At 53.1% G+C, this 24131-nt stretch carries 20 protein-coding genes; 15 read left to right on the top strand and 5 right to left on the bottom strand.

The window, feature by feature from the left end:
* Window positions 1-41: 41 nt before the first annotated feature.
* Entirely contained in the window at window positions 42-380 is a 339-nt protein-coding gene (locus ACLBVC_RS20465) for a MaoP family protein (protein WP_095924170.1), read from the top strand.
* A 25-nt stretch (window positions 381-405) separates the two neighbouring features.
* Here the strand turns inward: ACLBVC_RS20465 and ACLBVC_RS20460 are convergent, their stop codons facing one another.
* Window positions 406-1941, bottom strand: coding sequence for a YifB family Mg chelatase-like AAA ATPase (locus ACLBVC_RS20460; protein ID WP_410151150.1), 1536 nt, complete (start codon window positions 1939-1941; stop codon window positions 406-408).
* A 367-nt stretch (window positions 1942-2308) separates the two neighbouring features.
* Between ACLBVC_RS20460 and ACLBVC_RS20455 the strand changes: the two genes are divergently transcribed.
* The 7 genes from ACLBVC_RS20455 to ilvA all read left to right on the top strand — a co-directional run bounded on the left by ACLBVC_RS20455 (window position 2309) and on the right by ilvA (window position 10375).
* Complete coding sequence (locus ACLBVC_RS20455; RefSeq protein WP_410151149.1) at window positions 2309-3547, top strand: MFS transporter; 1239 nt, start codon at window positions 2309-2311, stop codon at window positions 3545-3547.
* 132 nt (window positions 3548-3679) lie between these two features.
* Entirely contained in the window at window positions 3680-3781 is a 102-nt protein-coding gene (gene ilvL, locus ACLBVC_RS20450) for an ilv operon leader peptide (protein ID WP_015699153.1), read from the top strand.
* Between the two features lie 146 nt (window positions 3782-3927).
* Window positions 3928-5574, top strand: a complete 1647-nt coding sequence (gene ilvG, locus ACLBVC_RS20445) for an acetolactate synthase 2 catalytic subunit (RefSeq protein ID WP_410151148.1) — start codon at window positions 3928-3930, stop codon at window positions 5572-5574.
* Complete coding sequence (gene ilvM / locus ACLBVC_RS20440; protein WP_101079476.1) at window positions 5571-5834, top strand: acetolactate synthase 2 small subunit; 264 nt, start codon at window positions 5571-5573, stop codon at window positions 5832-5834. Before ilvG ends, ilvM begins: the two co-directional genes overlap by 4 nt.
* Before the next feature lie 16 nt (window positions 5835-5850).
* Window positions 5851-6780 carry a branched-chain amino acid transaminase gene (locus tag ACLBVC_RS20435; protein ID WP_101079475.1) on the top strand — a complete coding sequence of 310 codons (930 nt, stop codon included), beginning with the start codon at window positions 5851-5853 and terminating at the stop codon, window positions 6778-6780.
* Between the two features lie 193 nt (window positions 6781-6973).
* A complete protein-coding gene (ilvD, locus tag ACLBVC_RS20430) occupies window positions 6974-8824 on the top strand; it encodes a dihydroxy-acid dehydratase (protein ID WP_410151147.1) in 1851 nt (616 codons plus the stop codon).
* 6 nt (window positions 8825-8830) lie between these two features.
* Window positions 8831-10375, top strand: a complete 1545-nt coding sequence (gene ilvA / locus ACLBVC_RS20425) for a threonine ammonia-lyase, biosynthetic (protein ID WP_410151146.1) — start codon at window positions 8831-8833, stop codon at window positions 10373-10375.
* Between the two features lie 58 nt (window positions 10376-10433).
* Here ilvA and ilvY read toward each other — a convergent pair whose 3' ends face one another.
* On the bottom strand, window positions 10434-11315 hold the full coding sequence (ilvY, locus tag ACLBVC_RS20420; protein ID WP_152324753.1) for an HTH-type transcriptional activator IlvY: 882 nt from the start codon (window positions 11313-11315) through the stop codon (window positions 10434-10436).
* A 186-nt stretch (window positions 11316-11501) separates the two neighbouring features.
* Here ilvY and ilvC point away from each other — a divergent pair, with 186 nt between their 5' ends.
* Entirely contained in the window at window positions 11502-12977 is a 1476-nt protein-coding gene (gene ilvC / locus ACLBVC_RS20415) for a ketol-acid reductoisomerase (RefSeq protein ID WP_410151145.1), read from the top strand.
* Between the two features lie 103 nt (window positions 12978-13080).
* Here ilvC and ppiC read toward each other — a convergent pair whose 3' ends face one another.
* Window positions 13081-13362: a peptidylprolyl isomerase PpiC gene (gene ppiC / locus ACLBVC_RS20410; protein ID WP_015690589.1), complete on the bottom strand. Its 282-nt coding sequence runs from the start codon at window positions 13360-13362 to the stop codon at window positions 13081-13083.
* 177 nt (window positions 13363-13539) lie between these two features.
* Between ppiC and rep the strand changes: the two genes are divergently transcribed.
* A complete protein-coding gene (gene rep, locus ACLBVC_RS20405; RefSeq protein WP_410151144.1) occupies window positions 13540-15564 on the top strand; it encodes a DNA helicase Rep in 2025 nt (674 codons plus the stop codon).
* A 60-nt stretch (window positions 15565-15624) separates the two neighbouring features.
* On the opposite strand, the gene gppA is transcribed toward rep, so the two are convergent.
* Entirely contained in the window at window positions 15625-17118 is a 1494-nt protein-coding gene (gene gppA / locus ACLBVC_RS20400; protein WP_195816088.1) for a guanosine-5'-triphosphate,3'-diphosphate diphosphatase, read from the bottom strand.
* A gap of 6 nt (window positions 17119-17124) precedes the next feature.
* Window positions 17125-18417: an ATP-dependent RNA helicase RhlB gene (gene rhlB, locus ACLBVC_RS20395; protein WP_410151143.1), complete on the bottom strand. Its 1293-nt coding sequence runs from the start codon at window positions 18415-18417 to the stop codon at window positions 17125-17127.
* Between the two features lie 118 nt (window positions 18418-18535).
* Between rhlB and trxA the strand changes: the two genes are divergently transcribed.
* The 5 genes from trxA to wecB all read left to right on the top strand — a co-directional run bounded on the left by trxA (window position 18536) and on the right by wecB (window position 24130).
* Window positions 18536-18862: a thioredoxin TrxA gene (trxA, locus tag ACLBVC_RS20390; RefSeq protein WP_013577537.1), complete on the top strand. Its 327-nt coding sequence runs from the start codon at window positions 18536-18538 to the stop codon at window positions 18860-18862.
* A 416-nt stretch (window positions 18863-19278) separates the two neighbouring features.
* On the top strand, window positions 19279-20538 hold the full coding sequence (gene rho, locus ACLBVC_RS20385) for a transcription termination factor Rho (RefSeq protein WP_195816086.1): 1260 nt from the start codon (window positions 19279-19281) through the stop codon (window positions 20536-20538).
* Window positions 20539-20826: 288 nt separating this feature from the next.
* Window positions 20827-21912: a UDP-N-acetylglucosamine--undecaprenyl-phosphate N-acetylglucosaminephosphotransferase gene (gene wecA, locus ACLBVC_RS20380; RefSeq protein WP_152324758.1), complete on the top strand. Its 1086-nt coding sequence runs from the start codon at window positions 20827-20829 to the stop codon at window positions 21910-21912.
* Between the two features lie 44 nt (window positions 21913-21956).
* Entirely contained in the window at window positions 21957-23009 is a 1053-nt protein-coding gene (gene wzzE / locus ACLBVC_RS20375) for an ECA polysaccharide chain length modulation protein (protein WP_410151142.1), read from the top strand.
* A complete protein-coding gene (wecB, locus tag ACLBVC_RS20370; RefSeq protein WP_410151141.1) occupies window positions 23006-24130 on the top strand; it encodes a non-hydrolyzing UDP-N-acetylglucosamine 2-epimerase in 1125 nt (374 codons plus the stop codon). The genes wzzE and wecB overlap by 4 nt, the downstream gene beginning before the upstream one ends.
* The last annotated feature ends 1 nt before the right edge of the window (window position 24131 follow it).

Raw genomic sequence — 24131 nt, 5'->3', positions numbered from 1 at the left:
GCCATAACAGCACGACCATGAGAGAATTAGGAGCGTGTCAGATGGCGGAAAGCTTCACCACGACAAATCGTTTTTTTGATAATAAACATTACCCTCGCGGGTTCTCCCGGCATGGCGATTTCACCATTAAAGAAGCGCAAATGCTAGAACGTTACGGCTTTGCTTTTAATGAGCTGGATCTGGGAAAACGTGAACCCGTTACCGACGAAGAAAAACTGTTCCTGGAGGTTTGCCGTGGTACGCGGGAACCTGTGACAGATGCAGAAAAAGTGTGGAACAAATATATTGTCCGCACCCGTCGTCCGAAGAAATTCCACACATTGTCCGGCGGCAAACCGCAGGCTGATGCTGTAGAAGACTATACGGAAAGCGATGACTAATGAAACGGGGCGATGCCCCGTTTTTTTATGCCAGACTCTTATGTAAAGTTAACAATAGCCTATCCATCGTGCGATAGCTCAGCGCCTCCGCGATATGTTTTCGTTCAATCGCTTCGTCACCCCCTAAATCGGCTAATGTTCGCGCCACTTTCAGGATCCGGTGCCACGCCCTCACTGACAATCCCAGTTTATGCAGGACCTCTTCCAGAAATTCCGCATCCGCTTTTTTTAAAACGCAGTAAATTTCGACTTCGCTGCTGTTCAGCCGCGCATTGATTTTCCCCGCGCGTTTCAGCTGAATCTCCCGTGCGGCTAATACCCGTTCCCGAACCTGCGCACTGCTTTCCCGCGCTGTCGGCGTATGGTTTTGCTGGCTCAAAATTCCGGGCGGCAACAGCGGCACTTCAATTGATAAATCAAATCGGTCAAGGAAAGGGCCGGAAAGTCTGCCCAGATAGCGTAAAACCTGCTGTGGCGGCGTACGGTTGTGGATCCCCTGATAGTGTCCGGTCGGGCTGGGATTCATCGCTGCAATCAGCTGGGCTCTGGCCGGATAACGGACTTTTGCCCGCGCCCGGGAGATTGTGATTTCGCCCGATTCCATCGGCTGGCGCAAAGCATCCAGCACCTGACGCTGGAATTCCGGAAGCTCGTCAAGAAACAGGACGCCATTGTGAGCCAGTGAAATTTCTCCCGGCTTGGGAAGCGAACCCCCGCCGACCAGTGCGCTGATTGACGTACTGTGATGCGGCGCCCTGAAAGGCCGTACTCGCGAAAACTCACCGTCATCTTCCGGGTTATACACCAGGCTGGCGATAGCGGCAGTTTCGAGCTTTTCTTCGTTGCTGAGCGGGGGAAGTAATCCGGCTAAACGGCTCGCCAGCATGGTTTTCCCGGTGCCCGGCGGCCCGATTAGCAATAAGTTATGGCCTCCGGCGGCGGCGACCTCCAGTGCGCGTTTTGACTGCTCCTGACCAATGATATCGGCGATGTCTGGCTGACAGGCTGGTTCCGGCGCAACAGGCGGGTATTCAATCGCCGGCAGGCTGTCCTCACTCTGCAAAAAAGCGCAAACCTGTAGCAAGTGCCCGGCAATGTTGGCGACGCCGGGATCGAGCAATGTCATTTCAGACTGATTGGCTTGCGGCAAAATCAGTATCCGCCCTTCCTTCTGTGCTTCCAGCGCAGCAGGAATTGCGCCGTTAACGCTGCGCAAAGCGCCCGACAGTCCCAGTTCTCCCAGAAACTCATACTTCTCCAGTCTGTCCCCCTTAAGCTGCTCAGAGGCCACCAGAATCGCCAGCGCAATAGATAAATCATACCGGCCACCTTCTTTAGGCAGATCGGCAGGCGCGAGATTCACCGTGATGCGTTTGGGCGGGAAACTGAAACCGCAGTTGATGATGGCGCTGCGTACCCTGTCTCTGGCCTCTTTGACAGTGGTTTCGGGCAGACCGACCAGCGTCAGGGCCGGTAACCCGTTACTGATATGCACTTCTACGGAGACACCGGGAGCCTGAACACCCAGTGATGCGCGGGTATACACCACGGCTAATGACATACTTCTTCCTTGGATATGAATTTTCCTGAAAAACAGCATGCCGCAGTCGGTAAAAATTGTGCGAAGAAGATCTGCAGAATGCGCAGCGTTGCGTAAAAAGACTCGCGAGTTCATCAGGTTGCAGTGTGGTAGTGCGTGGTGTGCCGCACTCGCGGTAATACTCATTAACAAATTGAGGTCTTCGGAAACAAATTAGCGGGCTAATTAAGTTGCTGTTTAGACAGACAGCGGTGTTTAATCTTTATGTATTTAACAATAAAGAAACAAATATCGATCATTGATTAACATCTCTCTGCCTCGCTGAGGACTTTCCGGAACAGTTCAGTGAGAGCACTGCCTACAGCTATTCCGGAATAGGGATAAACCCATGTTTGGTTGGACCTCCCGGCAGCGTAATGTTGCCATCGCCAGCTTTTTAAGCTGGACGCTCGATGCTTTCGATTTCTTCATTTTAGTCTTTCTTCTCAGTGATATAGCAACAGCCTTTCATGTCGATATCAAAGAAGTCACGCTGGCAATTTTACTGACACTGGCGGTGCGGCCCATCGGCGCGCTGGTGTTCGGGAGGGCCGCGGAAAAGTACGGGCGTAAGCCTGTGCTGATGGTGAATATTGCCTGCTTTTCCGTTTTCGAACTCTGCACTGCAGCCGCACCGTCCCTGACCGTTTTTCTGATCCTGCGCGTGATTTACGGCGTGGCGATGGGCGGCGTATGGGGTGTCGCTTCTTCACTGGCGATGGAAACCATTCCTGATCGTTCGCGCGGCATGATGTCCGGTATTTTCCAGGCCGGTTATCCGTTTGGGTATCTGCTGGCAGCGGTGGTTTACGGGCTCTTTTCGGAAATGGTCGGCTGGCGCGGCATGTTTGTCATTGGTGCTGTGCCGATCTTCCTGCTGCCTTTTATCTGGTTCAAGGTGCAGGAATCGCCGGTCTGGCTTGCCGCCCGTGAACGCAAGGAAAGCACTGCGCTGCTGCCGGTGCTCAAATCACACTGGAAACTTTGTGTTTATCTGGTCGTTCTGATGGCGGCCTTCAATTTCTTCAGCCACGGAACGCAGGATCTCTACCCGTCATTCCTGAAAGTTCAGCACGGTTTTGATGCACATACGGTCAGTTTGATTGCTATCGGTTACACCATTGCGTCGATTATCGGCGGTATCTTTTTCGGTACGCTTTCAGAGAAGATTGGTCGTAAAAAAGCCATTATTATCGCGGCCTTACTGTCATTGCCGGTGATCCCGCTGTGGGCATTTTCCAGCGGAACCTGGACCATCGGCCTGGGTGCTTTCCTGATGCAGTTTATGGTGCAGGGCGCGTGGGGCGTGGTGCCGTCCTATCTCACTGAACTGGTGCCTGCGAACACCCGCGCCGTATTGCCCGGATTTGTTTATCAGCTCGGGAATTTGCTGGCGTCGGTCAATGCAACATTGCAGGCAGGCATTGCCGAAAGTCACGGACATAACTACGGGCTGGCAATGGCGATTGTCGCCGGGACGGTGGCGATCGTGATTTCTGTACTGGTTGCATTCGGACGGGATACACGCGGAAAAGCGATAACGGGAGCAATAAATAATCAGAGAACAGAACAGCCTGCTAAGGTTTGATTTTTCAGATTATTTTTGCCGGATTGTGTGGCGCGTCGCAAATAATAACGCAAGAAAAGTGTTGTCATTAAATGCATTACTGTGATAACTCTGTAGGCAATCGTTCGCAAGATGAATTATAGAAACCAAAAAATGAAAGCCCTTCTCCTCGTAGTTAGCCTAGTCGTGATTAGCGTGGTGGTGATTATTATCCCACCGTGCGGGGCTGCACTTGGACGAAGAAAGGCTTATTAAACAAGCCTGAACCTGAAAAGAAACCCCGCACCGAAAGGTCCGGGGTTTTTTTTTGGTCAGGAATTTCAGAGAACAGTGAAGCGGGGTCGGAAAATGAGCAACAGCATAATATTCTGCACTTGTCGCAAAAAGGCAGGAGAATAAAGATGAACGGAGCACAGTGGGTAGTACAAGCGTTGCGTGCGCAGGGTGTAAATACAGTATTTGGTTATCCTGGCGGGGCAATCATGCCGGTATACGATGCACTGTATGACGGCGGCGTGGAACACCTGTTGTGCCGGCATGAGCAAGGTGCCGCAATGGCCGCCATCGGCTATGCCCGTTCTACCGGAAAAGTCGGCGTTTGTATCGCCACTTCCGGGCCTGGTGCCACCAATCTGATCACCGGTCTGGCTGACGCACTGCTCGATTCCGTTCCGCTGGTTGCAATTACCGGTCAGGTTGGTTCCGCGTTTATCGGCACTGACGCCTTCCAGGAAATCGACGTTTTAGGTTTATCTCTGGCCTGTACCAAACACAGCTTCCTGGTCGAATCTCTGGAAGCGCTGCCGGAAATCATGGCTGAAGCGTTTGCTATCGCCAGTTCAGGGCGTCCGGGCCCGGTTCTGATCGACATCCCGAAAGATATCCAGTTAGCGGTTGGCGAATTACCACCGCATCTGGTCGCGGTCGACGAAACTTTCCCGCATCCGGCTGCTGAACTGAAACAAGCCAGCGCGATGATTGCCGCAGCGCAAAAGCCGATGCTGTACGTGGGTGGCGGTGTGGGCATCGCACAGGCGGTTCCGGCATTACGTGAATTTATCTCGGCGAACGGTATTCCTGCGGTTGCCACGCTGAAAGGGTTGGGCGCGCCGGATGCCAGCGACCCGTGTTATCTGGGGATGCTGGGGATGCATGGCACAAAAGCCGCGAATTTGGCCGTTCAGTCCTGTGATTTACTGATTGCCGTCGGGGCGCGTTTTGATGACCGCGTGACCGGTAAACTGAATACCTTCGCGCCGAATGCCTCCATTATCCACATGGACATCGACCCGGCTGAACTGAACAAATTGCGTCAGGCGCACGTCGCGTTGCAGGGGGATCTGAATGCGTTGTTACCGGCGCTGCAACAGCCGCTGAACATCAATACCTGGCGCGATGAGGTGATGACCCTGAAAGCGCAGGGCGAATGGCGTTACGACCATCCGGGCGAAGCCATTTACGCACCGCTGCTGTTGAAACAAATCTCCGACCGTAAATCTGCTAATACCGTTGTTACCACCGACGTCGGTCAGCACCAGATGTGGACCGCGCAGCACATGCAGTTCACCCGCCCCGAAAACTTCATCACGTCAAGCGGTCTGGGCACGATGGGCTTTGGCGTTCCCGCTGCCGTGGGCGCACAGGTTGCCCGCCCGGATGACATGGTGATCTGCGTTTCCGGTGACGGTTCTTTCATGATGAACGTTCAGGAGCTGGGCACCATTAAGCGAAAACAGCTGCCCGTTAAAATCCTGCTGCTGGATAACCAGCGGTTGGGGATGGTCCGGCAGTGGCAGGAATTGTTCTTCGACGGACGCTTTAGTGAAACCAACCTCTCTGATAACCCCGATTTTGTGACGCTGGCCAGCGCATTCAATATCCCCGGCCAGCGTATCCACCGTAAAGACCAAGTCGATGCCGCTCTGGACGCGTTCTTCAATAGCGAAGGCCCGTATTTACTCCAGGTTTCCATCGACGAAAACGAGAATGTCTGGCCACTGGTTCCACCGGGCGCAGGCAACGAAACCATGTTGGAGAAAATGTCATGATGCAGCATAACGTCTCAATCCAGGCCCGTTTCCGCCCAGAAATGTTAGAACGCGTATTACGCGTTGTTCGCCACCGTGGTTTTCAGGTGTGCGCAATGAACATGACCCCGATGGTCAATGCGGAAAATATAAATATCGAATTGACCGTTGCCAGCCAGCGGCCGGTAGATTTACTGTCTTCACAGTTAAGCAAACTTATGGATGTCGCCTGTGTCGAGATCCAGCAACATACATCACAACAAATACGCGCGAATGCGTGAGTAAAGGAACGAGAGAATGACGAAGAAAGCTGATTACATTTGGTTCAATGGCGAGATGGTTCCGTGGGCAGAAGCGAAAGTACACGTAATGTCCCATGCATTGCATTACGGCACCTCCGTATTCGAAGGCGTGCGTTGCTACGACTCCCACAAAGGCCCTGTCGTATTCCGTCACCGTGAACACATGCAGCGTCTGCGCGATTCCGCAAAAATTTACCGTATGCCAGTTTCCCAAAGCGTTGATGAACTGATGGAAGCCTGCCGCGAAACCCTGCGCAAAAACAATCTGGTCAGCGCGTATATTCGTCCGCTGGTCTTCGTTGGCGATGTGGGTATGGGCGTAAACCCGCCGGATGGCTACAAAACTGACGTGATCATTGCGGCTTTCCCTTGGGGCGCCTATCTGGGCGAAGAGGCGCTCGAACAGGGGATCGACGCAATGGTTTCTTCATGGAACCGTGTAGCAGCTAACACCATCCCGACCGCGGCGAAAGCCGGGGGTAACTACCTGTCTTCTTTGCTGGTGGGCAGCGAAGCACGCCGCCACGGTTATCAGGAAGGTATCGCGCTGGACGTTCACGGTTATGTCTCTGAAGGTGCAGGCGAAAACCTGTTCGAAGTGAAGGACGGTATTCTGTTCACGCCTCCGTTCACCTCTTCTGCGCTGCCGGGCATCACCCGTGACGCGATTATTAAACTGGCGAAAGACATGGGCCTGGAAGTTCGCGAGCAGGTTCTTTCCCGCGAATCTCTGTACCTGGCCGACGAAGTCTTCATGTCCGGTACTGCCGCAGAAATCACACCAGTTCGCAGCGTTGACGGCATTCAGGTCGGCATCGGCAAACGTGGACCGGTCACCAAACAAATTCAGGATGCGTTCTTCGGTCTGTTCACCGGTAAAACCGAAGACAAATGGGGTTGGCTGGATCCAATTAACCCCCAGTAATCTTACCCGTCATCCTTCAGGCCGCCTCCGCGTTGGCTGCCTTTATTCACCCCGGTCACTTACCTGAGTAAGCTCCCGGGGATTCATTCAGTTGCCGCCTTGATGCAACCTGAATGATTTAGGGTATAGAAGAAATTCAGCGGGCGACGGTTGCGCCGTCCGCTAAACAGAAATGATTTGGAGTGAATAGAGCATGCCTAAGTACCGTTCCCACACCACGACTCATGGCCGCAACATGGCTGGCGCCCGCGCTTTATGGCGTGCCACCGGCATGACCGACGATGATTTCGGTAAGCCAATTATTGCCGTTGTGAACTCCTTTACCCAGTTCGTTCCAGGTCACGTGCATTTACGTGATCTGGGTAAACTGGTTGCCGAGCAAATTGAAGCTTCAGGCGGCGTTGCCAAAGAGTTCAATACCATTGCCGTGGATGACGGGATCGCCATGGGCCATGGCGGCATGCTGTATTCACTGCCTTCACGCGAGCTGATTGCAGACTCCGTGGAATACATGGTGAACGCGCACTGCGCAGACGCCATGGTGTGCATTTCCAACTGCGACAAAATCACCCCGGGGATGTTAATGGCGTCCCTGCGCCTGAACATTCCGGTGATCTTCGTTTCCGGCGGACCGATGGAAGCCGGTAAAACTAAGTTGTCCGACAAAATCATCAAACTCGATCTGGTCGATGCGATGATTCAGGGCGCAAACCCGAACGTCAGCGACGCCGACAGCGAACAAATCGAACGCTCAGCCTGCCCGACGTGCGGCTCCTGTTCCGGGATGTTTACCGCCAACTCCATGAACTGCCTGACTGAAGCGCTGGGTCTGTCTCAGCCGGGCAACGGTTCATTACTCGCGACTCATGCCGATCGTAAAGACCTGTTCCTGAACGCCGGTCGTCGCATCGTTGAACTGACCAAACGTTATTACGAGCAGGACGACGAAAGCGCATTGCCACGCAACATCGCCAGCAAATCTGCATTCGAAAACGCCATGACGCTGGATATCGCTATGGGCGGTTCCACGAACACCGTTCTTCATCTGCTTGCTGCCGCGCAGGAAGGCGGAATTGATTTCGACATGACCGACATCGACCGTCTGTCACGCAAGGTTCCGCACCTGTGCAAAGTGGCGCCGAGCACCCAGAAATATCACATGGAAGACGTTCACCGCGCCGGTGGCGTACTGGCGATTCTGGGCGAACTGGATCGTGCGAACCTGCTAAACCGCGATGTGAAAAACATCCTGAACATGAACCTGAGCCAGACGCTGGAAAAATACGACATCATGCTGACGCAGGATGAAGCCGTGAAAAAAATGTTCCGCGCAGGCCCGGCGGGAATCCGTACCACGCAGGCTTTTTCACAGGATTGCCGCTGGGATACGCTCGATGATGACCGCGCCGACGGTTGTATCCGCTCGCTGGAACACGCGTTCAGCAAAGACGGCGGTCTGGCCGTGCTTTACGGCAACATCGCCGAAGCAGGCAGCATCGTTAAAACCGCAGGCGTGGATAAATCCAACCTGGTGTTCCGTGGCCCGGCCAAAGTATACGAAAGCCAGGATGACGCCGTGAGCGCGATCCTCGGCGGAAAAGTGGTTTCGGGTGACGTCGTGGTGATCCGCTACGAAGGGCCAAAAGGCGGGCCGGGCATGCAGGAAATGCTGTATCCGACCACTTACCTGAAATCCATGGGGCTGGGCAAAGAGTGTGCGCTGATCACCGACGGTCGTTTTTCCGGCGGGACTTCAGGTCTGTCTATCGGCCACGTTTCTCCGGAAGCGGGCAGTGGCGGTCTGATTGCGCTGGTGGAAGATGGCGACATGATCGACATCGATATCCCTAACCGCAGCATGGTGCTCGACGTTCCTGCGGCCGAACTTGCCGCCCGTCACGAAGCCGAACTGGCGCGCGGCGAAAAAGCCTGGACGCCGAAAAATCGCGAACGTGTGGTGTCTTATGCGCTGCGAGCTTACGCAATGCTGGCGACCAGTGCTGACAAAGGCGCTGTTCGTGACAAGTCTAAGCTGGGAGGCTAAAAGGACATGGCGGTATCACAACCTCTACCCGACCAGCCGTGCGGCGCAGAATATCTTCGCGCCGTGCTCCGTGCGCCGGTTTATGAAGTCGCACAGGTTACGCCTTTGCAGGTCATGGAAAAGATCTCTTCCCGGTTAGGTAACACCGTTCTGGTGAAGAGGGAAGACCGCCAGGCTGTTCACAGTTTTAAACTGCGCGGCGCATATTCCATGATTGCCAGCCTGACGGAAGAACAGGCGGCGCGCGGTGTGATCACGGCGTCTGCCGGAAATCACGCGCAGGGCGTCGCGTTGTCGGCGACCAAAAAAGGCATTAAATCTCTGATTGTTATGCCGGTCGCTACGGCGGATATCAAAGTTGATGCGGTGCGTAATTTCGGCGGCGAAGTCCTGCTGTTTGGCGCGAATTTCGACGAAGCCAAAGGCAAAGCCATCGAGCTTTCACAGCAGCAGGGCATGACCTTTGTGCCGCCGTTTGATCATCCTGCGGTGATCGCCGGACAAGGCACGCTGGCGATGGAATTGCTGCAACAGGATGCGCATCTCGATCGCGTATTCGTGCCGGTCGGCGGTGGCGGTCTGGCCGCCGGCGTCGCGGTGTTAATCAAACAACTGATGCCGCAAATCAAAGTGATTGGCGTCGAAGCCGAAGATTCAGCCTGTCTGCGTGCGGCGCTGGATGCCGGTGAACCGGTTGATCTGGCGCGTGTCGGGCTGTTCGCCGAAGGCGTAGCCGTGAAGCGTATTGGCAACGAAACTTTCCGTCTGTGCCGTGAATATCTTGATGATGTGATCACCGTCGACAGCGATTCCATCTGCGCGGCGGTCAAAGATTTGTTCGAAGATGTCCGCGCTATCGCCGAGCCTTCCGGGGCGCTGGCGCTGGCAGGCATGAAGAAATACGTGCAGCAGCACAACATCAAGGGCGAACGTCTGGCGCATATTCTTTCCGGCGCAAACGTGAATTTCCACGGCCTGCGTTATGTGTCTGAACGCTGCGAGCTGGGCGAACAACGCGAAGCCCTGCTGGCGGTAACCATTCCCGAACGCAAAGGCAGCTTCCTGAAATTTTGCCAGTTGCTCGGTGGCCGTTCAGTAACGGAATTCAACTACCGTTACGCCGATGCGGACAACGCCTGCATTTTCGTCGGTGTGCGTCTCACCCGCGGCCACGCAGAGCGGCAGGAAATCATCGCCGAGTTGAATCACGACGGTTATCAGGTGGTCGATTTATCTGATGATGAAATGGCGAAACTGCATGTGCGCTATATGGTGGGCGGGCGTCCAACCAAGCCTCTGCGCGAGCGGCTTTACAGCTTCGAGTTTCCGGAGTCTCCGGGCGCGTTGCTGAAATTCCTGCATACGCTGGGCACGCACTGGAATATTTCACTGTTCCATTATCGCAGCCACGGCACCGATTTTGGTCGTGTACTGGCTGCGTTTGAGCTGAACGAAGAGGAGCCGGAGTTCGAGAAGAACCTGACGGCTCTGGGCTATGACTGTCATAACGAAAGTGATAATCCTGCGTTCCGCTTCTTTCTGGCGGGCTAAAAACCGAAGGGCCCGAACGGGCCCTTTTTCTTTGCCATTATTTTGTCGCGAACGCGGGTTATAACAATTGCCAGAATGCCTCGATCAGCGGTTCGTTCAGGCGTTTTTTCTGCACGCAGACGCCCAGTTCCAGCGGCGCGCCCAGCGTGACGTTATCCAGAACGGAAATACGGTTGCGCACCGGTTCCGGGCTGTTATCGACCACAACGGACGGAATGAGCGCAATGCCGCAACCGAGAGCGACCATTGACACAATCGCTTCGTGGCCGGACACCGTGGCGTAAATCTGCGGATTGCTCAGACGGTTTCGTTTGAACCAGATGTCGATACGTTTTCGCGCCGGGCCGTGTTCAGGAAGGATAAATGGAATTTGTGACCAGTCGGGATGCGGAACGCTGACTTGCGTTCGCACCGCGCCTGGCAGAGACGGGGAAATCAGGATCATCGGGATTTCGCCGATCTGCGTGAAATCCACGCTGCCCGGCAGACTTTCCGGGCGGCCTGCAATCCCCAGGTCCGCTTCGGTGGACTGAACTTTTTCGACCGCATCAGCGGCGTCGCCGGTGGTCAGTTTGATTTCGACCAGCGGATGTTGCGCGCGGAAGCGGTCAAGAATAGGGGGGAGGTGGCTGTACGCAGCGGTGACCGAGCAGAACAAATGCAGCTCGCCACTGAGCGTCGGGCCATGCTGATCCAACCCGCTGCGCAGTTGCTGGTAACTCAGCAGCGTTTGCTGGGCAAAAGTTTTGAGTTGTTCACCCGCGCTGGTCAGTTGCACGGTGCGGTTGTCACGCTGAAATAACGGCTGGCCGAGTTCTTCTTCCAGCCGCTGGATCTGGCGCGACAGCGTTGACGGGCTGACATGCATTGCCTTCGACGAACGGCCAAAATGGCGGCTTTCCGCCAGATGTAAGAACAGTTTCAGATCACGCAAATCCATAAAGAAGTCTCGGCTTTTAAGTTAGGCAAAGGTCAAACGAAGTATATTGCATTTTTTGCAACGTCATCTTCGTAATATATCAATTTAAGCAATGTGTCGCATGACATATAGTGAATTCACGGCGTTCACCGGCTCACCGGTGAAACAAAAAATAACAGCACTTACCTCGATAGAACGGAGCAAGACATGGCTAACTATTTCAACACACTGAACCTGCGTCAGCAGCTGGCACAACTGGGCAAATGCCGCTTCATGGGTCGCGATGAATTCGCGGACGAAGCCAGCTACCTCAAAGGTAAAAAAGTGGTGATTGTAGGCTGTGGCGCACAGGGCCTGAACCAGGGTCTGAACATGCGTGATTCCGGTCTGGATGTTTCCTACACCCTGCGTGCAGAAGCGATTGCTGAGAAGCGTGCTTCATGGCGTAAAGCGACCGAAAACGGCTTCAAAGTCGGCACCTACGAAGAACTGATCCCACAGGCTGATCTGGTGGTTAACCTGACGCCAGACAAACAGCACAGCGCTGTGGTTAAAGCGGTTCAGCCTCTGATGAAAGATGGCGCAACGCTGGGTTACTCCCATGGCTTCAACATCGTTGAAGTGGGCGAGCAAATCCGTAAAGACATCACCGTCGTGATGGTTGCTCCAAAATGTCCGGGCACTGAAGTTCGCGAAGAATACAAACGTGGTTTCGGCGTTCCGACGCTGATCGCCGTTCACCCGGAAAACGACCCGAAAGGCGAAGGCATGGCGATTGCCAAAGCCTGGGCAGCAGCAACGGGCGGCCACCGTGCCGGTGTTCTGCAATCTTCTTTCGTTGCAGAAGTAAAATCTGACCTGATGGGCGAGCAGACTATCCTGTGCGGGATGTTGCAGGCTGGTTCCCTGCTGTGCTTTGACAAACTGGTTGCTGATGGCGTAGACGAAGCGTACGCAGAAAAACTGCTGCAATTCGGCTGGGAAACCATCACCGAAGCGCTGAAACAAGGCGGCATCACGCTGATGATGGATCGTCTGTCTAACCCGGCGAAACTGCGTGCTTACGCATTGTCTGAACAACTGAAAGAGATCATGGCGCCGCTGTTCCAGAAACACATGGACGACATCATCTCCGGCGAATTCTCCAGCGGTATGATGGCTGACTGGGCGAACGACGACAAAAACCTGCTGACCTGGCGTGAAGAAACGGGCGCAACTGCGTTCGAAAACGCACCACAGTTCGACGGTAAAATTTCTGAGCAGGAATACTTCGACCACGGCGTTGTGATGATTGCGATGGTGAAAGCGGGCGTTGAGCTGGCCTTCGAAACCATGGTGGCTTCCGGCATCATCGAGGAATCGGCTTACTACGAATCACTGCACGAACTGCCGCTGATCGCCAACACCGTTGCGCGTAAGCGTCTGTACGAAATGAACGTGGTTATCTCTGATACCGCAGAATACGGTAACTACCTGTTTGCTAACGCAGCAGTCCCGTTGCTGAAAGAGTTCATGACCACCCTGCAGGTGGGTGATTTGGGTAAATCGGTTGCAGAAACTCAGGTTGATAACGCGCAGCTGCGTGACGTTAACGAAGCTATCCGCAACCACCCAATCGAGTCAATCGGTCGCACTTTACGTGGTTATATGACTGATATGAAACGCATCGCAGTAGCGAGCTGATCCCCTTCTTACTCGAATTCTTTAGAGTTTTCGGAATATAAATAAAAAGGGCACTGCATGAAAATGCGGTGCCCTTTCTTTTTTACTGCGCCTGAACGGTAACTCAGTTGCGGTACAGAATCTTAATGATGTGGTAGCCGAACTGGGTGTGCAGCGGGCCTTGTGGTTCGATTAGCGGCGCAGAGAAAACCACTTTATCGAAAGCTGGCACCATTGCGCCTTGCTTAAATTCACCTAAATGGCCGCCTTTTTTGCCTGACGGGCAGGTAGAGTGTTTTTTAGCCAGTTTTTCGAAATCGCCACCGTTCTTCAGCTGTTCCAGAAGATCGAGCGCCTGTGCTTCTTCCTTAACAAGGATATGCATTGCTGCGGCAGTTTTTGCCATGATTGAGACCTTTTATGCGAGAGTGTTTCCAGTGGCGTAATGTAACATCTGCAACGCCGTATGTGGACTCCGGCCTGCATTCCAGACATCACAAATTGCACCGTAAAGGCTGTCAATCTCAGGCGACGTTTCTGCTACAATCGCCGTCCTTGTCCATCAGGTGAGCAAAAATACGCCATGCGATTAAACCCCAGCCAACAACATGCCGTCGAATTCGTCACCGGACCCTGCCTGGTTCTGGCGGGGGCTGGCTCCGGCAAAACCAGGGTGATTACCAATAAAATCGCACACCTGATCCGTGAGTGCGGCTATCAGGCCCGCCACATTGCGGCCGTGACCTTCACCAATAAAGCGGCGCGCGAGATGAAAGAGCGTGTGGCGCAAACCCTAGGGCGTAAAGAATCACGCGGCTTGCTGATCGCGACTTTCCACACGCTGGGGCTGGAAATCATCAAACGCGAATTTGCCGCGCTGGGTATGAAATCCAATTTCTCCCTGTTTGACGATCAGGACCAGTTGGCGCTGCTCAAAGAGCTGAGCGAGAAGTGGCTGGAAAACGACAAAACGCTGTTGCAACAGCTGATCTCAACGATCTCAAACTGGAAGAACGATCTGGTTGATCCTTCCCGTGCGGCGGGCCTTGCGCGCTCGGAACGCGATCAGATCTTCGCGCACTGCTACGGGCTTTATCATGACCATATGCGCGCCTGTAATATTCTCGATTTCGATGACCTGATCCTGCTGCCGACGCTGCTGTTGCAAAAGAATGAAGAAGTGCGCGAGCGCTGGCAGAATAAACTGCGCTATCTGCTGGTCGATGAATATCAGGACACCAACACCAGTCAGTACATGATGGTGAAACTGCTGGTCGGCAACCGCGCACGTTTTACCGTGGTTGGCGACGACGATCAGTCTATTTACTCCTGGCGTGGTGCCCGGCCGCAAAACCTGGTGCTGCTGAAAGAAGATTTCCCGCAGTTGCAGGTCGTAAAGCTTGAACAGAACTACCGTTCCTCGCAGCGCATTCTGAAAGCGGCCAATATCCTGATTGCCAACAATCCGCATGTGTTCGAGAAGCGGCTTTTCTCTGAACTGGGTTACGGCGAAACACTGAAAGTGGTGACCGCCAACAATGAAGATCACGAAGCCGAGCGCGTGGTTGGCGAGCTGATTGCGCACCACTTTATCAACAAGACCGGCTATGGCGATTACGCGATTCTGTACCGCGGTAATCACCAGTCGCGCCTGTTTGAAAAAATGCTGATGCAGAACCGCATTCCGTATCGCATTTCCGGCGGTACGTCGTTCTTCTCGCGGCCTGAAATTAAAGATTTGCTGGCCTATCTGCGCGTCCTGACTAACCCTGACGACGACAGCGCATTCCTGCGTATCGTGAATACGCCGCGTCGTGAAATCGGTGCCGCGACGCTGCAAAAGCTCGGCGAGTGGGCAAATCAGCGCAACAAAGGTTTGTTCAAAGCCAGTTTCGATATAGGACTGAGCCAGTATCTGACCGGGCGCGGCCTGGAATCACTGCAACGGTTTACGCACTGGATGGGCACTATTTCTGAGCTGGCCGAACGCGAACCGGTCGCGGCGGTACGGGATCTGATCCACGGCATCGATTACGAAAGCTGGTTGTTTGAAACCTCGCCGAGCCCGAAAGCGGCCGAAATGCGCATGAAAAACGTCAATCAGCTATTCAGCTGGATGACCGAAATGCTCGAGGGCACCGATCTGGATGAGCCGATGACGCTCACGCAGGTGGTCACGCGCTTTACGCTTCGCGACATGATGGAGCGCGGCGAAAGTGACGAAGAGCTGGATCAGGTTCAGCTGATGACGCTGCACGCCTCGAAAGGTCTGGAATTCCCGTATGTGTTTCTGGTAGGCATGGAAGAAGGATTATTGCCGCATCAGAGCAGCATCGATGAAGACAATGTCGATGAAGAACGGCGTCTGGCGTATGTGGGCATCACCCGCGCCCAAAAAGAGCTGACTTTTACGCTTTGTCGCGAACGTCGCCAGTACGGGGAATTAATTCGTCCGGAGCCCAGCCGCTTCCTGCTGGAACTGCCGCAGGATGATTTGGCCTGGGAAAGTGAGCGCAAAGTGGTCAGTGCGCAGGAGCGTATGGTGAAAGGGCAAAGCCATCTGGAGAAAATCCGTGAGCAGCTGGCGAGAGCCAAAGGCGGAAACTGACAGGCAAAGAAAAGGCAGGGGATAAGCCCTGCCTCATTCGGTGCGTATTTTTACGAAAAATCAGAGCTGTTCTTCAACGAACAGCGGCCAGTGGACATAACTTTGCCAGTGGCTTTCCTGCTCCAGCTCTTCTGCCCGCAGCGGATGCTGAGCCAGCCAGCCCTGCGGCACAATCACATTCAGTTCATCGTCATTTGCCCGTAAACGCACCGCGGGCAACGTGTCGTCACGGCGGCGGCTGGCAAAGATAATCGCAAGCCGGAGAATGCGACAAAGACGTTGTGCCTGACGCGGCGGCACGGCGTTTTGCTCATTGAGCAACGGTAAATCGAGCGTCCCGTTCTGATTTTGCAGCAACGTCGCCAGCAGTTTTTTCTGCGCCGGCGTAAATCCCGGTAAGTCTAAATGACTGATCAGATAGGCTGCGTGCTGCGGCGCTTTTTTGAAATCAACGCTCAGCCCGATTTCGTGGATCAAACAGGCGCTGTTCAGCAACTCGCGTGCGCGGGCATCGAGCTTCCATTCCTGCGCCACCTGCAGCGAGAAATTCTCGGCAAGCTGTGCTACGCGCTGCGCCTGTTCATTATCAAGCAGATAGCGGCGTTGCAGATTTCGTAATGTGCGCTGGCGAATATCCTGTTCAATTGGCAGATGCAGCATGCCGTAAACCAGACCTTCACGCAGTGCGCCACCGGCCAGCGTCATGGTTTCGATATTCAGAGTTTTGAAAATGGCGATGAGAATCGACAAACCGCTTGGGAAAACCAGCGCACGTTCAAGCGTCAGGCCTTCAATTTCCAGCTCTTCCAGTTTGCCGCACTGAATCGCGCGCTGTTTGAGCTGTTGAAGTTTCGGCAACGTAATGCGCTCATCCATACCCTGAGCGACCATGATTTCCTGCAGTGCCTGAACAGTGCCTGAAGCACCGACACAAATTTGCCAGCCATTGGCGATCAATTGGGGAGCAACCGGAAGGATCATGTCGATCGCGGCTTGTTCAGCCTGATCAAAGTTTTCTTTTGCCAGATTTCGGTCGGTAAAATAGCGCTCCAGCCAGGTCACACAACCCATCGAAAGGCTGAACAGCGTGGTGGCCTGTGCGCCGATACCGGTGACCAGCTCTGTACTGCCGCCGCCAATATCGACCACCAGACGTTTATCCGGGCCGCCCGTGGTGTGGGCAACGCCGTGATAAATCAGACGGGCTTCTTCTTCACCGGCAATAACCTGAATCGGACAACCGAGGATTTCCTGAGCTTTACCCAAAAATTCGTCGGCATTGCTGGCAAGCCGCAGCGTTGCGGTGGCAACGACGCGGATTTGTTCGCGGGGAATATCCTGCAATCTTTCGGAAAACAGCTTCAGGCATTGCCAGCCACGCTGCATGGCTTCCTGAGAAAGCAAGTTTTGCTTATCCAGACCGGCAGCCAGACGCACTTTGCGCTTAATTCTGGCGAGGGTCTGGATACTGCCTGCCACCTCACGAACAACCAGCATGTGAAAGCTGTTAGAGCCCAAATCAATTGCTGCATAGAGTGAGGTGGAGCTTAGCATAGGTTATCAGCCCGGACGTTTACGGTTGCTACGTGGTGCGCTATTGCGACGTGAAGACGAATTGCTGTTACGACGCGGACCGTTACCGGTACGAGAGCGAGCCAGACGTTTCGGCGCAGGTAAATCAGTTAACAGCGCTTCGCTGCTGTATTTGCTGACAGGAATGCTGTGACCGGTGTAGGTTTCGATTGCCGTCAGGTTCAGCGCGTACTCTTCACAAGCCAGGCTGATGGAATGACCGCTCAGACCCGCACGGCCGGTACGACCAATACGGTGAACGTAGTCTTCACAGTCGTCAGGCAGATCATAGTTAAAGACGTGCGTAACGGCAGGAATGTGTAAACCACGGGCAGCAACGTCAGTCGCAACCAGAATATCCAGCGTGCCTTGTGTGAAGTCCTCGAGAACGCGCAGGCGTTTTTTCTGCGGGACATCGCCGGTCAGTAAACCTACGCGATGGCCGTCTGCTGCCAGATGGCCCCAGACGTCTTCACAGCGATGTTTAGTGTTAGCAAAAATGATGCAACGGTCTGGCCATTCTTCTTCAATCAACGTCTGTAACAGGCGCATTTTCTCTTCATTCGACGGGTAGAAGAGTTCTTCTTTAATACGGTGGCCCGTTTTTTGCTCCGGTTCGATCTCAATCGACTCGGCATTATTCATATTTTCGAACGCCAGTTCTTTCACACGATAGGAAAGGGTTGCTGAGAACAGCATGTTGAGGCGTTGAGTCGCAGGTGGCATCCGGCGGAAGATCCAGCGGATATCTTTGATGAAGCCCAGATCGAACATGCGGTCTGCTTCATCCAGCACCACCACCTGAATCGCGCCCAGGTCGATGTGGTTCTGTTTGGTGTAATCGATTAAACGGCCGGTGGTTCCGATCAGGATGTCCACGCCGCTTTCCAGCACTTTAAGCTGTTTGTCGTAACCGTCGCCGCCATAGGCCAGGCCTAATTTCAGCCCGGTAGATTCAGATAATGCTTCGGCGTCGGAGTGGATCTGCACCGCGAGTTCACGCGTAGGTGCCATGATCAAGGCACGCGGCTGGTTAGTCTGACGACCTTCCGCAGCAGGGTGAGAAAGCAGATAATGGAAAGTAGACGCCAGAAAAGCCAGCGTCTTGCCGGTACCGGTTTGCGCCTGACCTGCAACATCACGCCCAGCGAGCGTGATCGGCAATGCCAATGCCTGAATAGGCGTACAGTAATGGAACCCTTTCTTTTCAAGGGCTTCTACTGCCAGCGGGTGCAGGGCGAAGTCGGAAAACTTCTGTTCGGTCAAGTGTGTTTTGCTCATAGTGTGGTAGAATATCAGCTAACTATTGCTTTACGAAAGCGTATCCGGTGAAATAAAGTCAACCTACTGTTGGTTAATGCTACATCAACAAGGTAAAGATAATCCTTTGGAGTAGAACATGAGCGATAAAATTATTCACCTGACCGATGACAGTTTCGACAACGACGTATTGAAAGCCGAAGGGCTGGTGCTGGTCGATTTCTGGGCAGAGTGGTGTGGTCCTTGTAAAATGATCGCTCCGATTCTGGATGAAATTGCCACTGAGTTCGAAGGCAAGCTGACCATCGCGAAGCTGAACATCGATGAAAACCCAGGTACTGCACCTAAATACGGCATCCGTGGTATTCCTACCCTGCTGTTATTTAAAGGCGGCGAAGTCGCAGCAACTAAAGTTGGCGCACTGTCGAAAGGTCAGCTGAAAGAGTTCTTAACAGCTAATCTGTAATCGGTCGGGATGACCAAAGCCAGGGGTTTAGCGGGCTGCCGTGTTTTTCACATTGTCCGCTAGACGCCTGTCAAGAAGCGTGCTAAGTTTACGCTTACTGCAAATAGAGCTTACCTGTAGTTTGATTCTTACGTTTTACTCTGTTGTGTCAAAAACATCTGCCTATAAAGTTTCTTTGAATAATAATTAAATTGAACTGGCACTGTGCTTGACCATCTAACGGTTTTAACAAAAATCGGCTTTAAGACACCTTCAATATCATTGCCCCTCTAGAATATCGCCCGCGAGCGACTGCCTGCGGCTGGATTTCAAAGCTGTGATTTGAAGTGTCATACAATAAACAGGCATGGATGACCCTGCCATACCCATTCACGACAGATGTTCGAGACATACCCCGAGTTTAAGAACCCACCATTATGAATCTTACCGAATTAAAGAATACGCCGGTCTCTGACCTGATTGCACTCGGCGAAAATATGGGGCTGGAAAACCAGGCCCGCATGCGCAAGCAAGACATTATCTTTTCAATATTGAAGCAGCATGCGAAAAGCGGAGAAGACATCTTCGGTGATGGCGTACTGGAGATATTGCAGGATGGATTTGGTTTCCTCCGCTCCGGAGACAGTTCCTACCTCGCAGGCCCCGACGACATCTACGTATCTCCAAGCCAAATTCGCCGCTTCAACCTTCGCACTGGCGACACCATTTCCGGTAAAATCCGCCCACCTAAAGAAGGTGAACGTTATTTTGCCCTGTTGAAAGTTAACGAAGTTAACTACGACAAACCAGAAAACGCCCGCAGCAAAATCCTGTTCGAAAACTTAACCCCTCTGCATGCAAATTCCCGTCTGCGTATGGAACGTGGTAATGGTTCAACAGAAGATTTAACCGCACGTGTACTGGATCTGGCCTCTCCGATTGGCCGTGGCCAGCGTGGTCTGATTGTTGCTCCGCCGAAAGCGGGTAAAACCATGCTGCTGCAAAATATCGCGACCAGCATTGCGTACAACCATCCTGACTGTGTGCTGATGGTTCTGCTGATTGACGAACGTCCGGAAGAAGTGACTGAGATGCAGCGTCTGGTTAAAGGTGAAGTGATCGCTTCTACCTTTGATGAGCCGGCATCCCGTCACGTTCAGGTGGCTGAAATGGTCATCGAAAAAGCTAAACGCCTGGTTGAGCACAAGAAAGACGTCATCATCCTGCTGGACTCCATTACCCGTTTGGCACGTGCTTACAACACCGTGGTTCCGTCATCAGGCAAAGTTCTGACCGGTGGTGTGGATGCGAACGCCTTACACCGTCCAAAACGTTTCTTCGGTGCAGCACGTAACGTGGAAGAGGGCGGAAGCCTGACCATCATCGCTACTGCGCTGGTCGATACCGGTTCTAAAATGGATGAAGTTATCTATGAAGAATTTAAAGGTACCGGCAACATGGAATTGCATCTGGCGCGTAAAATCGCTGAGAAGCGCGTATTCCCTGCGATTGATTACAACCGTTCTGGTACCCGTAAAGAAGAGCTGCTGACCACGTCAGAAGAACTTCAGAAGATGTGGATCCTGCGTAAAATCATTCACCCGATGGGTGAGATTGATGCAATGGAATTCCTCATCAACAAACTCGCCATGACGAAAACCAATGACGACTTCTTCGATATGATGAAACGTTCGTAATTTGGTGTAAAACTCAAACTAACGCCACGCTAAGTCGTGGCGTTTTTTGCTTTTGGTAGCTACCATAATGCTACTTTGGTTAAATTGTCAGACTATTCGGATAATAGCTGATGGTTTTTCCAGTGCCCTTTCTTTATTTTATCGGTTTACTGCCCAAGAAATGGCAACAGATAAGGTCTTGCCTGAGACAAAACCATAACTGTCACCATAGAATTTGATTTAAGGCTGTGAGGTTTATGATGCTCTCGATTCCGCGCACCTTATTTTTGCAGAAGAGATCTCTTAACTGTGAATTTACTCAATATGAGTACTGAGCTTGCCATTGTTTTCGTATTTTCATTCCTGTTTCTGTTCGTTGCCCGGAAGGTGGCGAATAAAATTGGACTCGTAGATAAACCCAATTTTCGCAAACGTCATCAGGGTTTAATCCCGCTGGTCGGCGGTATTTCTGTGTATGCAGGGGTTTGTTTCGCTTTTCTTATCACCAGCTATGTCATTCCACATGGCAACCTTTATCTCGCCTGCGCGGGCTTGCTGGTACTGGTCGGCGCGCTCGATGACCGCTTCGATATCAGTGTAAAAACACGTGCGATGGTGCAGGCTGTGGTGGCGGTGGCGATGATGAGCTTCGCGAATCTTACGCTGAGGAATCTCGGGCATCTTATCGGCCCATGGGAAATGGCACTCGGGCCGTTCGGCTATCTTGTGACCCTGTTTGCCGTCTGGGCGGCGATCAACGCCTTTAACATGGTGGATGGTATCGACGGGTTGCTGGGCGGATTATCCTGCGTCAGTTTCGGTTCTTTAGGCATCATCATGTATGGCAGCGGGCACATGGAGCTGGCGCTCTGGTGCTTTGCCATGATTGCCGCCATCCTGCCTTATATCTTGCTCAATCTGGGCGTCTTCGGCCCCCGATATAAAGTGTTCATGGGAGATGCGGGCAGTACGCTGATTGGTTTTACGGTGATCTGGATCCTGTTGCAAAGCACGCAGGGCGAAACGCATCCGATGAACCCGGTAACCGCGCTCTGGCTTATCGCAATCCCTCTGATGGACATGGTTGCGATCATGTACCGACGTCTGCGCAAAGGTATGAGTCCGTTTTCTGCCGATCGTCAGCACATTCATCATTTGATCATGCGCGCCGGTTTTACTTCCCGTCAGGCCTTTATGTTAATTACCGTGGCTGCTGCGCTTCTGGCTGCTGTGGGCGTGATTGGCGAGCATCTGCCGTTCGTGCCTGAATGGGTCATGCTGGCTTTATTCTTTGTCGCTTTCCTGTTGTATGGCGTTTGCATCAAGCACGCCTGGCGCGTGGCCCGGTTTATCAAACGTCTTAAAAGGCGCTTGCGCCGTTCATCTCCTCAATAATTCCTCTTTTACACAAGGGCATACTGGCTGTGGATAAACCAGAAATGATAAGAAACCAGAATGGTCGTGACATCGAAAATGAACTCGATATTCGTGGTTTGTGCTGCACCTTATGGAAAGGTAAATTTTGGATTGCGGGCCTTGCAATACTTTTCGCGTTGGTGGCTTTAGGCTCCTCTTATCTGATGAAACAGGAGTGGAGCTCGACGGCCATTACTGACCGTCCCACTGTGAATAATCTCTCGTCTTATTTCTCACAAGCGCAGTTCCTGCGTAATCTGGATGTGCGCACTGCGTTACCATCGGATACCGGTCGTCCGCCGATCTCTGATGAATCCTATAATGAATTTGTGATGCAGCTGGCTGCTTACGACACCCGTCGTGATTTCTGGCTGCAAAGCCCTTATTACAAGCAGCGCCTGGAAAACGATGCGCGCGCGGATGCCGTTTTGCTCGATGATCTGATTAACGATATTCAGTTCACACCACGCGATGCAATGAAAGTCCCGAACGACATTGTGAAACTGACGGCGGAAGATGCCGCTGATGCCAACAAACTGTTGCGTCAGTATGTTAATTTCGCCAGCCAGCGCGCCGCGCAGCATCTTTACGATGAGTTGCAGGGCGCGTGGGCTGCCCGGACGCAGTCGATGAAAGCGCAGGTCAAACGCCAGGAAGAAGTGGCGCAAAGCATTTTCAATCGCACGGTGAATAACACCGAGCAGGCGCTGAAAATCGCCCAGCAGCAAAACATCACCAAAAGCGTGACGGACACACCAGCCGAAGAGCTGCCGGATTCCGACATGTTCCTGCTGGGGGTGCCTATGTTGAAAGCGCGCCTGGAATTATTACAGGCTTCCGGGCCGGGCTATGATCTGGATTACGACCAGAACCGCGCCATGCTGTCGACGCTGAATGTGGGCCCGACGCTGACCGCGAAATTCCAGACTTACCGTTACCTCAGAACGCCTGAAGAACCAGTAAAACGTGACAGCCCGCGCCGTGTGTTCCTGATGATCATGTGGGGGATTGTCGGTGGTTTAATCGGGGCAGGAGTTGCCCTGACGCGTCGTAAAAATAAGAGAAACACATTGTGAAAGTGTTGACGATTTTCGGCACCCGTCCGGAGGCCATTAAAATGGCGCCGCTGGTGCTTGCTTTGTCGCAGGATGCGGCTTTTGAATCTAAAGTTTGTGTCACGGCACAGCACCGTGAAATGCTCGATCAGGTACTGCGTCTGTTTGAGATTACGCCCGATTATGACCTCAATATTATGAAACCGGGGCAGGGTCTGACGGAAATCACCAGCCGTATTCTGACCGGCCTGAAGCCGGTGCTTGATGAATTTAAACCGGACGTCGTGCTGGTTCACGGCGATACCACCACGACGCTGTCCGCAAGTCTGGCGGCTTTTTATCATCAGATTGCGGTCGGTCATGTCGAAGCCGGTCTGCGCACAGGCGATCTTTCTTCGCCATGGCCGGAAGAAGGCAATCGCCTGCTGACCGGTCATCTTGCGCGCTGGCATTTTGCCCCGACGGAAAACGCCCGTTCGAATCTGACGCGGGAAAATATTCCTGAAAGCCGCATTTTCGTCACCGGCAATACGGTGATTGATGCGCTGTTGTGGGTTCGTGATCGCTTTAACAGTGATGCGTCTCTGGCGCAGCAGCTGGCCAATACCTATCCGTTCCTCGATTCCAGTAAAAAACTGATCCTCGTGACGGGCCACCGTCGTGAAAGTTTTGGCGGCGGTTTTGAGCGTATTTGCTCGGCGTTGGCCGATATTGCCCGCCAGCACCCGGATGTACAGATTGTTTATCCGGTGCACCTTAATCCTAACGTCAGTGAGCCGGTAAACCGCATTCTGGCAGGCATCGACAACATCGTGTTAATCGACCCGCAGGATTATCTGCCATTCGTTTATCTGATGGATAAAGCCTACCTGATCCTGACGGATTCTGGCGGTGTGCAGGAAGAAGCGCCTTCACTGGGGAAACCGGTGCTGGTGATGCGGGAAACCACAGAGCGTCCGGAAGCCGTTGATGCCGGCACGGTACGTCTGGTCGGGACTGATCCTGCAAAAATTGTTAAGGAAGTGAACCGTCTGCTGAGTGATGAAAACGAATACAACAGCATGAGCAGGGCGCACAATCCTTATGGTGACGGACACGCGTGTCGCCATATTCTTGATGCATTAAAAAATCATCGGGTATGAC

It is taken from the genome of Rahnella selenatireducens (assembly GCF_046449555.1).
Classification (GTDB): Bacteria; Pseudomonadota; Gammaproteobacteria; order Enterobacterales; family Enterobacteriaceae; genus Rahnella; species Rahnella selenatireducens.
Note: the sequence above shows the minus strand (reverse complement) of the source record. Positions and strands in the feature narration are given on the sequence as shown.